Source organism: Granulibacter bethesdensis, assembly GCF_001889545.1.
Classification (GTDB): Bacteria; Pseudomonadota; Alphaproteobacteria; order Acetobacterales; family Acetobacteraceae; genus Granulibacter; species Granulibacter bethesdensis_B.
Genome location: NZ_CP018194.1, coordinates 2650159 through 2661486, shown reverse-complemented (window position 1 = coordinate 2661486; position 11328 = coordinate 2650159). Strand labels below are relative to the sequence as shown.

The window sequence follows — 11328 nt, the reverse complement described above, 5'->3', positions numbered from 1 at the left end:
ATGGACCGGACAGATGAGACCTTCCCAACTCTGACAGTGCTGCGTCACCCGCTGTTGCAGCACAAGCTGACCTTGCTGCGGCGTCATGACACGTCCACCGGGGAATTCCGCCGTCTGGTGCGGGAGATGAGCCTGTTGATGGGGTATGAGGTCACGCGCGCCCTGCCTGTCGAGGATATCGAGATTGAAACGCCGCTGGAGAAGATGCGGTCCCCGGTTCTGACTGGCAAGAAATTGTGTCTGGTCTCGATTCTCCGGGCTGGCAACGGGCTTCTGGATGGATTGCTTGAGCTGATCCCCGCTGCCCGGGTCGGCCATGTCGGTCTGTATCGTGATGAGGCGACGCTGATGCCGGTGGAGTATTATCTGAAACTCCCCGCCGATATTGCCGAGCGGCTGGTGGTGGTGGTTGATCCGATGCTTGCCACCGGAGGGTCGGCGGTAACGGCGATCACGCGGTTGAAACAGGCCGGAGCGGTACAGATCGTTTTCCTGTGCCTGCTGGCAGTGCCGGAAGGGGTGCGTCATCTGGCCTCCAACCATCCGGATATCGAGATCGTTACCGTCGGGCTGGATCGGGAGCTGGATGCGAATGGCTATATCCGGCCCGGCCTTGGTGATGCGGGGGATCGCCTGTTCGGCACGAAATAAGGGCGCCTGAAAAAAGAGGCTTGACGAGACTCATTCTCATCTTTAAATGCGAATCATTATCAATCGCTGTTTCCGGAGGGCGACTGATAAGACTGTGGGCGATGTTCCATCCATCCGAACGGTGCTGGCCCCCGCCGGTACATCGGTCATCAGACCGGTTTTCGTCCCGTTCGGAAGGAAGGAACAGATTGATAGGGAGATGTTCTGTTCCGCAAAGCCCCCTGCTCGGCGGAAGGGAACGCCCGGACGGCCTGCCATAAAGGGGTTGGCGTGTCGTCTGGAGGCGAGGGGAAAGCGAGGTGTGGCATGGTTTCCCCTTGCTGTCGGGGCGGTTGGCACGGGAGGGCCAGCCGCCCCGATCTGATTCACCATGAATTCAGGAGCAGCGTTACAATCCGTTCAGCCCGCACGCTGCTCCGCGATTCGTAACAGACGCAGGAAATTGCCACCCCAGAATGCCTGGATGGCGGCTTCATCATAGCCGCGCTTCACCAGTTCGGCGGTCAGGTTCGGGCTGTCCGCTGCATTTCGCCAGCCGGTGATTTCTCCGCCGCCATCAAAGTCGGAGGAAATGCCGACATGCGCGATGCCGATGCGGCGCACCACATAATCAATGTGATCGACAAAATCCGCGACGCTGACCGTTTCCAGCGTGCCCCCCTTGCGCAGGAATCCGTCCATGGCGGTGATCTGGATCAGCCCCCCCGTGCTTTTCAGCACATCGAGCTGTTCGTCATCGAGATTGCGCGGATGATCGCACAGCGCCCGGACACAGGAATGTGTGGCCACGACCGGCGTGGTGGAAAGATCGGCCGCCTGAATCATGGTCTCTTTCGAGGCATGGCTGACATCGACCAGCATCCCAAGCCGGTTGAGGCGCTGGATGACGTCCCGCCCCAGTGCGGACAGGCCATGATGCTCCGGCCCGTCATCACCCAGTGCCGGAATGGGGCGGGCTGAGTCGGCAATGTCGTTATGGCCGTTATGGGTCAGGGTCAGATACCGCGCCCCCAAAGCACGGAACCGGTCCAGCACGGTCAGATCGGTGCCCATGGCATAGCCGTTCTCGACCGCCGGAAGAATGGCGATGGCCTTGTCGCGATGGGCCGCTTCGATGGCGTCGGCGGTATCGACCACGCGCACGGATTTACCGTGGGAGGCAGCCTCTTCGCCGATTCGCCGGATCGTTTCCAGCATGGCCATGGCGCGGTCGCGGGCAGCGCTGCGGCCTTCATCGGTGCGCGGCCCCTGCGGCACATAGGCCACCAGACATCCGGCGGAGAGCGAGCCGCGCTCCATTTTGGGAATATCGACATGCCGCCTCGGGCTGTCCTCGAACGCTCCCGGCCCGTCCGGCCATGGGATGTCGATATGGCTGTCGAAAGTCAGCAGGGAATGATGCAGCGTTTGCGGGTCCATATCAGGAGCATCGGCGCTCGCTCGACGAAGTCAAGACGGCGCTGTCCGAGTGCGGGCCGGGGCGGCACGGGGTAGCAAGAATTTCAGGATCGGGTATGATGAGAAGCAGTGTCTCCGTAGCTCAGCAGGATAGAGCACAGGATTCCTAATCCTGGGGCCGTGGGTTCGAATCCCGCCGGGGACACCACTCCCCTCCCTGTCCTCACCGGATCATTTCGACTGCTGCTGAAGCTGCAAGGCGCGCGCATAAACCTGTTTGCGCGGCATGGCGATGGCGGTTGCCACCAGGGCGGCCGCATCCTTGACGCTGTGGGTTTCCAGCGCCTGCAACAGGGCGGTATCCAGATCCTGCGCCGTGGCCTGTTCTGCCGGGGCGGGGCCGAGCAGCACGGTGATCTCGCCGCGTGCTTCATGGGCCTGATAATGCCGGGTCAGGTCGGAGAGAGAGCCGCGTCGGACTTCCTCGAACCGCTTGGTCAGTTCCCGCGCGACGGCGGCGGGGCGATCCCCGAAAACGGCCAGCATGTCATGCAGGCAGGCTGCCAGCCTGTGAGGAGCCTCGTGCCAGATCATGGTGGTGCTCAGCCCGGCTGCCTCTGCCGCCCGTAAGCTGGTAAAGCCGGTGCGTCGCGCGGCCTCCTTCGGGGCGGGGAAGCCCAGGAACAGGAAGGGATGCGGCGGCAGGCCGGACAGGGTCAGGGCCAGCAGGGCCGCATTGGCGCCCGGAATGCCGGTTACCGGAAGCCCTTCGGCAAGGGCGGCACGCACCAGCCGGAATCCGGGATCGGAGACCAGCGGTGTGCCGGCATCGGAGACGAGCGCCAGCCGCTTCCCGGCCCGCATCATGCCCAGCAGGGCGGGAATCCGGGCTTCCTCATTATGCTCATGCAGGGCTTCCAGACGGCGGTTGATGCCGAAAGCAGTGCAGAGGCGGGTGGTGGTGCGGGTATCCTCGCACAGGATCATATCGGCGTGTCTGAGTGTCTCAATGCCACGTGTCGACATGTCCTGAAGGTTGCCGATCGGCGTGGAGACGAGCACAAGACCGGAAGGCGCAAGACCAGCGGGAAGAGCACGGGCCTGTTCGTCCGGATCGTCCTGTTCCGTCGTTCGGGCGGGTTGTGCAACAATGGCCGGGTTCTCTGCGTTTGCCTGCCGGATGTGGGCATCGGGCAGAGATGTACCGGTGGAAAGGGGATCGCATGCGGCGTCGGACATTGTCTCTCCTCGTGGCCAGTCTGGCACTGGCGGGGTGCTCGAACACCCTTTCAGGGGGTAGCGGCCCATTCCGTCTCAGCGGTAGCGCAGGGCAGGGTAACGGTAAACTGGACCATCTGGCGATTCTGTTGCCGCTCTCCGGTCCCGAGGCTCCGCGCGGGCAGGCGATGCTCAAGGCGGCGCAGCTGGCGCTTGATGTCCCCGGTTCCCCGCGTCTGGAGCCGATTGATACGCATGGCACGCCCAACGGTGCGGCACAGGCAGCCCAGGCAGCGGTAGCGGGCGGTGCCTACATGATTCTCGGCCCGTTCAGCGCGGCTGAAACCGGCGCGGCGGCAGCGCCCGCCCGGCAGGCCGGGATACCCGTCCTCGCCTTTACCTCCAGCCCGTCCCAGGCCCAGCCCGGTGTATGGGTGATGGGGCTGACCCCGGATCAGCAGGTAGAGCGGCTGGTGCAGGCCGCACGCGCACAGGGCAGGACCCGTATTGCAGCTCTGCTGCCGAATACCGAGCTGGGCTCTGCCATGGGCCGGGCGCTGGTGCAGTTTGCGCCGGATGCCACGGTGCGGCATTACTCCGGCGGGATGGAGGCCATGAACGCCACCGTGCGTGACCTGTCCGGTTATGCCAGCCGTCGCGGGCCACTGGAGCAAAAAATCCGTGCGGCCAAAAAGAGCGGTGATCGCAAACTGGCAGCAGAGTTGTCGCGCAGCTCCGTTCCGCCGCCGCCTTTCGATGCGCTGTTGCTTGCAGATGTCGGAACCCGTCTGGCCGAGATCGGCAGTCTGTTGCCCTATTATGATATCAACACCCCGACGGTGCGTATCATGGGGCCTGCCTTGTGGTCATCGGAACGTGCCCGTGCGGGGGCTGGCAATACGCTGAACGGAGCATGGTATGCGGCCCCTGATCAGGCCACGCGCACTGATTATGTGCAGCGTTATCAGGCAAAATATGGCTCGGCACCGCTGGCTTTGCAGGATTTGGCCTATGATGCCGCCTCCATCGCGCGGGTCATTGCCAGTGAAGGCAGCGTGTCGGTGGACAGCCTGACCCGACCGGCCGGGTTTGCGGGCGTGGATGGGGTGCTGGTGCTGCATCCGGATGGAAAGGTCAGCCGCGGGCTGGCGTTGTATGAGATAGAGTCGGGCAGTCCCAAAATGATTGAACCTGCTCCGCAGAAGCTGAACTCTGCCGGAAGCTGATGACAGAGCCGGGCGCTGGTTTCATTGTGTTTGAAGTGTCACACGGTGTGACTGCCGCCCGGAGCGTAACTGAGTTAGGCTGACGCCCTGTTTTCATTGAGCCTGCCTCCGTGCCCCTGACTTTTCCTCCCCCCCCTCCGGCGATCAAACCGCCGGGCATGACGTTGTTCTGGCAGACGGCCGTGCGGCTGAGTCTGCCCTTCCTGCTGCTGCTGGGCGCACTGGCCGCGTTTCAGCTTCTGGCATGGCGGGAATGTGCGATCACCGCGTCGATCATCGTGGCATTGGCGCTGTTGGCAGCTTCATTGCGGGTCATCGAATTGAGAGAATTGTATACTGCTCTTCGTGCGGGTGACGGCATGAAGGCGGATGCGCCGCATGATGGGCGGGTGACATGGGGGGCGCCGCACTGGTTGAAAGCGGAAACCCGCCGCGTGACCGGCGCTTTTGCGCTTCAGGTTGCGGCAGCCGATGATCGCGCCCTGCTGAACGAAACGATTGTTGAAAAACTGCCCGATCCGCTGATCATTCTGGACGAGCGTCGCATGCCTGCGCGCCGTAACGAGGCGGCCCGCACGACTTTTGGCCGCGATCTTCCGGCTGTGCTGCGTCATCCTGGCATTCAGGCGGCGGTGACGAAAGCGTACGAAACCCGCATCCGCCAGAATGCCCGGATCGTGCTGGCTGCGCCGATGCAGCGGGAGGTCGAGGCGACAATCCTGCATCTGGAGCCTGATCTTCAGAAAACGGGTAATGCCCTGCTGGTTCTGTCGGACCGCTCAAGGGAGGCGGCGGTGGAGCGGATGCGAGCCGATTTCGTCGCCAATGCCAGCCATGAGTTGCGTACACCGCTTGCCAGCCTGATCGGTTTTATCGAGACCTTGCGTGGCCCCGCCGCCGAAGATCTTCCAGCCCAGGCCCGTTTCCTGGGCATCATGGCAGAGCAGGCCGAGCGGATGAACCGGCTGATCGATGATCTGCTCAGCCTGTCGCGGATCGAATTGATGGAGCACCAGCGCCCGGACCGCCCGGTCATGCTGAATGAGCTGATCGAACGTCAGATCGAGGCGTTCGAGCCACGCCTTCAGGAACGGAACATGCGGTTGCAACTGAACCTGCCGCCTCTGCCGAAAGTGGCCGGGGATGCGGATCAGTTGACGCAGGTTTTGCAGAATCTTTTGGACAACGCGATCAAATACGGGCGTGACGGCGGAGAGGTCACGATGACCGCCATCGAGACCGGCCTGGAGACGGGCATTTCGACTGCCCAGCCTGAGCAGGATGTTTCCCTGAATGCTTACGGCCTGAAACGGCGTGGTGTGCTGGTGAAGGTCAGGGATGATGGTCCCGGTATTTCACGCATGCACCTGCCGCGCCTGACGGAGCGATTCTACCGGGTGGACAAGGCACGGTCCCGTGCGGCCAGCGGCACCGGGCTGGGCCTGGCGATCGTCAAGCACATCGTCAACCGTCATCGTGGCCAGTTGTTCATCGAGAGCGAGCAGGGGAAAGGCAGCATTTTCGCCTTTTGGCTTCCCGTGTGGGAGAAATCACCGACCGGGATGCTGCCCAGAGACAATGACACAGGTGCCGGGGATTCAGGCGTGGGGGATTCAGGTATCGGGCTGGCCTCATCCGCTTTTCAGACCCCTCCGCCCCATCAGGACAGTGCGGTGTCCCTGTAGGCCCTTCAAAAAAACGAGGATTACAGGATCTCGCAGGCTTCCTCGAATGTCAGACGCGGTGCGCGGGGAGGGAGGTCTTCAGGATCGCCATAGCCGAGATTGATCAGAAATTCGCTGCGCCAACCCTGCGGCATCAGAAAAGCGGAATCGACCTTCGCCCGGTCGAAGCCAGACATGGGGCCGGCATCCAGCCCGATTGTACGGGCAGCCAGCAGCAGATAAGCCCCTTGCAGGGTGGCATTCCGGATCGCGGTTTCTTCGGCCAGCGCCGCATTATGCACGAACCAGTCGCGGGCATCCTCATAAGGCCACAAATGCGGCAGTTTATCGTAAAATAACGGATCATGCGCGACGATGACCGTGACGGGCGCCTGCATGGTCTTTTCGACATTCCCGCCGGACAGGGCGGAGCGCAGCTTCTGCTTCGCTTCCGGATGGCGGATGAAAACGAACCGGGCCGGACAGGAATTGCCGGATGTCGGGCCGAGCCGGGCCAGATCATAGACGGCGCGCAGGGTTTCATCACTGACCGGCTGGGGTTTCCAGCGGTCAAAGGTTCGCCCCTCCCGGAAAATGGCAGCTGCCAGCCTGTCATCCAGTGCAGGGAGGGCTGCCGGGATAGAGCTGTCTGGCTGGGAAGAGGTCGCTGTATCGGTCATGCTGCCGTTCTCATCACTGGACCGGATGTGGAATTGCCCGGCCTTGCCGTCACGCTGCCTGTCAGGCAGGTGACCTTTAAAGGATTTCGTGCTGCCCTGACTATGGACCGGCATGAAGCGATGCAACAGGATAGGAGCGAATAAACCGGTCAGGAGAACGGGGCTTCCCTGTTCCTGATCCCTCATCAGGTGATGCCGGAAAAAGCGAAGGTTCGAATGTCCGATCCAGACTTAACCTCTTCCTCTCATGCTGAGGATCCTGAACTGTCCGAAGGTGAAGGCCCGCCCACCGAGCCGCCCATGATCCGTACCATCGCCATGCCGGCGGATACGAATCCGGCAGGTGATATTTTCGGCGGCTGGCTGATGTCGCTGATGGATATGGCAGCCGGAAATGTGGCCACACGCTATGCGCGGGGCCGCTGCGTCACGGTCGCTGTCGACTCGATCGCCTTTCTGGCTCCGGTGGTGGTGGGAGATGAGGTCAGCCTGTATGCGAAGCTGCTCTCCACCGGTCGCAGTTCGATGCGGATTGCGGTGGAGGCGTGGCGACGCCCGCGCGTTGCGGAAGATTACCGCAAGGTGACGCGGGCCGTGTTCGTGTTTGTCGCCATTGATGAAAATCGGCGGGCCCGTCCGTTGCCTACGAGCACTCTCGAACTCGAATAAAGCTTCCGTGCCTTAGCCCCTGTTATAGGAGATGACCATGGAGCGCCCGCCCGAGCGGCGTCCGTTGCTGGCCGAGCGGGCGTTTGCACCGCTGTTCTGGTGTCAGTTCTTTGCGGCGTTCAATGATAATTTTCTGAAGAATGCGCTGGTTTTCCTGATTCTCTGGGGTGTCGGTGGTCATCAGGGTGCCTGGCATGGTGGGGAAGCTCTGGTCACTTTGGCGGGCGCGGTGTTTATCGCGCCCTTTTTTCTGCTGTCCGGTCTGGCGGGAGAGCTGGCGGATGGGCATGACAAGGCCCGCGTCGCCACATGGCTGAAGGCGGCAGAAATTCCGGCGGCAATTCTGGCCGTGACAGGATTTCTGCTGCACTCTTTGCCATTGCTGTTTCTGGCGCTGTTCTGTTTCGGCACTTTGTCTGCCCTGTTCGGGCCGGTGAAATACGCCATCCTGCCGGATCATTTGCCCCAGACCCGTCTGGGGGCTGCGAATGCGCTGATCGAGGCGGCGACTTTCGTTTCTATCCTGCTGGGAACTGTTGCGGGCGGACTGGCGGCAAGGGGGGCGCCCCCTGCGGTGTTCGCCGTGGTGGTGACGCTGTTTGCCGTGCTTTCCTTCCTGTTTGCGCGGCGTATTCCGGCGACCGGTGTTGCTGTACCGGGCCTTCGGGTCCGCGCTAATATTCTGGCCTCCACCGGTTCCCTGCTGTGTCAGTTGTGGGAAGAAAAGCGGCTGTGGCGGACTGCATTGATTGCTGCATGGTTCTGGGTATCGGGGGCTGTGGCCCTGTCGTTGCTGGGGCCGCTGGTGAAATCCGTGCTGCATGGCAATGAACTGGCGGTGACGCTGGCGCTGACGGTGTTCTCCATTGGTGTGGCGCTCGGCTCCTTTCTGGCGGCGGCATTGGGTGGGGGACGGATCGCGCTGCTGCCTTCGGTGCTGGGGGCGGTTTTGCAAGGGCTGGCCGGTCTCGATCTGTGGCGGGTGATTGCGCATGTCCCGGCGGGTACCGGGTATGATCTGCCGCTCGGAATGTTCCTGCACCAGCCCGGCGTGCCGCATGTGATGGTTGATCTGGTCCTGCTGGCGGTGTCGGCTGGTCTGATTGCCGTGCCGTCTTTTTCCGCCTTGCAGGCATGGGCTGCTGAATCCGAGCGCGCCCGGGTGGTGGCGGCCGCGAATATCATCTCGGCGGGTGGTATGGTCGCTGGCGGTCTGCTGGTGGCGGTGCTGCAACTGATGGGTTTGGGCAGTGGTATGCTGTTCGGACTGCTCGGCATGGCCAGTCTGGGGGTGGCTGGTCTGGCTCTGGCATTTCTGCCCACCAATGCGCTGCGGGATGCCATCTGGCTGTTGTTTCGCATCGTCTACCGGGTCGAGTTGCAGGGGGCCGAATATCTGTCCCGCACCGGTCCGCGTACTGTGATCGCGCTGAACCATGTCAGCTGGCTGGACGCCGTGCTGTCTCTGGCCTTGCTGGAACAGGAGCCGGTTTTCGCGATTGATCGCTCCGTGTCTGAAAAATTTTGGGTGCGGCCTTTCCTGCGTTTCGTGCGCGCGCTGCCGATCGAGCCAGCGAAGCCGTTTGCCACCCGCACGCTGATCAACGCCGTAAAAGCGGGCGATCCGCTGATTATCTTCCCGGAGGGCCGTATCACCGTCACCGGCAGCCTGATGAAGGTCTATGACGGCGCGGCGATGATCGCGGAACGGAGCGAGGCGGACGTTATTCCGGTCCGTCTCAGCGGTCTGGAATACACACCGTTCAGTCGCCTCAACCGGAAACAGGCACCGCGTCGCCTCTTCCCCAAGGTACGGGTCACGGCGCTGGCGCCGCAACGTCTGGAAGTCCCCGCCGGTCTGATCGGTCGTCGTCGCAGGGAGGTTGCGGGCCGTGCGCTGAATGATGTGATGACCGATCTCATCTGGCGCACGACCCCGGTCGATCACACGCTGTTCGATGCGGTGCGACAGGCGGCCCGCCTGCATGGCTGGCGGCGCGTGGCGATTGAGGATCCGGTCACCGGTCCGCTGACCTACAGCCGCCTGATGACAGGTGCGGCGGTGCTGGGCCGTGCGCTGAGTGTGTATGCCGGACCGGATGAGGCGCTGGGTGTTCTGTTGCCAAACGCCAATGCCACCGCGGTGACGTTTTTCGCGCTGCAATCGGCCCGCCGGATTCCGGCGATGCTGAATTTCACGGCGGGCGCGGCCAATCTGCTGGCGGCTTGTCAGGCTGCGCAGGTGAAAACAGTGATTACTTCTCGCGCTTTCATCAGCAAGGCGGCGCTGGAGCCGGTGATCGAGGCCCTTTCTGCCAGTCAGCGCATCGTCTATCTGGAAGATGTGCGGGCCGGTCTGAGCAAAGGGGAAAAGATCCGCGGGCTTCTGACCAAATCCCGGGCGTTGGTGCCGGGTCGGAACCCTGATGCGCCGGCGGCCATTCTGTTTACCTCCGGTTCGGAGGGGACACCGAAGGGCGTTGTGATCAGCCACCGGAATATTCTGGCGAATTCCGCACAGACGGCTGCGGTGATTGATTTCGGTCGGCAGGACAAGGTGTTCAATGTGCTGCCCGTATTTCACTCTTTCGGGTTGATGGCGGGACTGGTCCTGCCGTTGTCTTTCGGGGTGCCGAGCTATCTGTATCCCTCGCCCCTGCACTACCGCATCGTGCCGGAGCTGATTTACGCCACCAATGCGACCATCCTGCTGGGCACGGACACGTTTCTGATGGGCTATGCGCGTATGGCGCATCCCTATGATATGCGCGCCCTGCGTTATGTCGTGGCAGGGGCGGAGCCAGTGAAAGCGGTGACCCGCCATGTCTATGAGGAAAAATTCGGCGTGCGTGTGCTGGAGGGGTATGGCGTGACGGAGACCTCACCGGTGCTGGCCCTGAACACGCCGATGCATAATCGTTACGGCACGGTCGGGCGTCTGCTGCCGGGGATCGTGCCGCGTCTGGAGCCGGTGCCAGGGGTTGAAACGGGGGGGCGTCTGTGGGTGCGGGGACCGAATGTGATGCTGGGTTATCTGCGCACCGATGCACCGGGCGTCATTGAGCCCCCACCGGATGGCTGGCACGATACGGGTGATATCGTCACCATCGGCGCGGACGGTTTCGTCACCATTCAGGGGCGCGCCAAACGTTTTGCGAAGCTGGGCGGAGAAATGATCTCACTGGCGGCGGTGGAGGCTCTTGCCTCCGATCTCTGGCCGGATGCAATGTCGGCCGCGACGTCTTTGCCGGATGGCCGCAAGGGGGAGAGGATTGTGATGCTGACCACGCAGGCTGATGCGTCCAAACAGGCGTTTCTGGCCCATGCCAGGGCCGCCGGTGCCTCTGAAATGATGGTCCCGGCGGTGATCATGACGGTGGATGCGCTGCCCCTGATGGGCAGCGGCAAAATCGACCATCCCGCCGTGCGGCGTCAGGCGGAAACTCTGCTATGATAGGGATGCGTTTATGCCGTGATGGTGTCGTCCGTCGTTCTTTTCTGCTGCTGGCCTTCGGTCTGATGTTGGCCGGATGTGCGCAGAATGAAGGATATGAAGGAGCCGGCTATAAGCCGGGCAATGCCAGCGGTCCTTACGGGATTGATCCATATGCCCCTGGAGTCAGGAACTTGACGGGGGCACCGGCTCTTCCGCCGGGAAGACCGGCTGATCCTCCTCCCTGATTGCTCTCATACATTTTTGTGCATGCAGAAAAGGGGTATCTCAGCCTGGAAACTTTACGATCGGTAAACGTTGGAATCCTCACGCCCCGCCGCCATGATCTGGCCACTTTATAGGTGTCTAAAGGTGTCATGATTCATCGT

Annotated in this window: 8 protein-coding genes and 1 tRNA gene; 6 read left to right on the top strand and 3 right to left on the bottom strand. The window is 62.2% G+C overall.

Translation table 11 applies throughout. The annotated features are described in order from the left end of the window. Positions 1 to 651: a uracil phosphoribosyltransferase gene (gene upp / locus GbCGDNIH8_RS12240; RefSeq protein ID WP_072573880.1), complete on the top strand. Its 651-nt coding sequence runs from the start codon at positions 1 to 3 to the stop codon at positions 649 to 651. A 399-nt stretch (positions 652 to 1050) separates the two neighbouring features. On the opposite strand, the gene GbCGDNIH8_RS12235 is transcribed toward upp, so the two are convergent. Then, on the bottom strand, positions 1051 to 2070 hold the full coding sequence (locus GbCGDNIH8_RS12235; RefSeq protein WP_072573395.1) for a dipeptidase: 1020 nt from the start codon (positions 2068 to 2070) through the stop codon (positions 1051 to 1053). Between the two features lie 110 nt (positions 2071 to 2180). Here GbCGDNIH8_RS12235 and GbCGDNIH8_RS12230 point away from each other — a divergent pair. After that, positions 2181 to 2257: transfer RNA gene (locus tag GbCGDNIH8_RS12230), tRNA-Arg, on the top strand. Between the two features lie 23 nt (positions 2258 to 2280). Here the strand turns inward: GbCGDNIH8_RS12230 and rsmI are convergent. Continuing rightward, a complete protein-coding gene (rsmI, locus tag GbCGDNIH8_RS12225; RefSeq protein WP_301335565.1) occupies positions 2281 to 3288 on the bottom strand; it encodes a 16S rRNA (cytidine(1402)-2'-O)-methyltransferase in 1008 nt (335 codons plus the stop codon). Here rsmI and GbCGDNIH8_RS12220 point away from each other — a divergent pair. Continuing rightward, the gene (locus tag GbCGDNIH8_RS12220; RefSeq protein WP_157692650.1) at positions 3273 to 4493 is read left to right on the top strand and encodes a penicillin-binding protein activator; all 1221 of its coding nucleotides are present in this window, start codon (positions 3273 to 3275) and stop codon (positions 4491 to 4493) included. The two genes, rsmI and GbCGDNIH8_RS12220, sit on opposite strands and share 16 nt — an antisense overlap. A gap of 110 nt (positions 4494 to 4603) precedes the next feature. Continuing rightward, positions 4604 to 6178 (top strand): sensor histidine kinase, encoded by a 1575-nt coding sequence (locus tag GbCGDNIH8_RS12215; protein ID WP_216635438.1) that lies wholly within the window; start codon positions 4604 to 4606, stop codon positions 6176 to 6178. Between the two features lie 20 nt (positions 6179 to 6198). Here the strand turns inward: GbCGDNIH8_RS12215 and GbCGDNIH8_RS12210 are convergent, their stop codons facing one another. Continuing rightward, entirely contained in the window at positions 6199 to 6837 is a 639-nt protein-coding gene (locus GbCGDNIH8_RS12210) for a malonic semialdehyde reductase (protein ID WP_072573879.1), read from the bottom strand. Positions 6838 to 7053: 216 nt separating this feature from the next. Here GbCGDNIH8_RS12210 and GbCGDNIH8_RS12205 point away from each other — a divergent pair, with 216 nt between their 5' ends. Next, positions 7054 to 7506, top strand: a complete 453-nt coding sequence (locus GbCGDNIH8_RS12205; RefSeq protein ID WP_216634460.1) for an acyl-CoA thioesterase — start codon at positions 7054 to 7056, stop codon at positions 7504 to 7506. Between the two features lie 37 nt (positions 7507 to 7543). Beyond that, positions 7544 to 10960, top strand: a complete 3417-nt coding sequence (locus GbCGDNIH8_RS12200; protein ID WP_072573391.1) for an acyl-[ACP]--phospholipid O-acyltransferase — start codon at positions 7544 to 7546, stop codon at positions 10958 to 10960. The last annotated feature ends 368 nt before the right edge of the window (positions 10961 to 11328 follow it).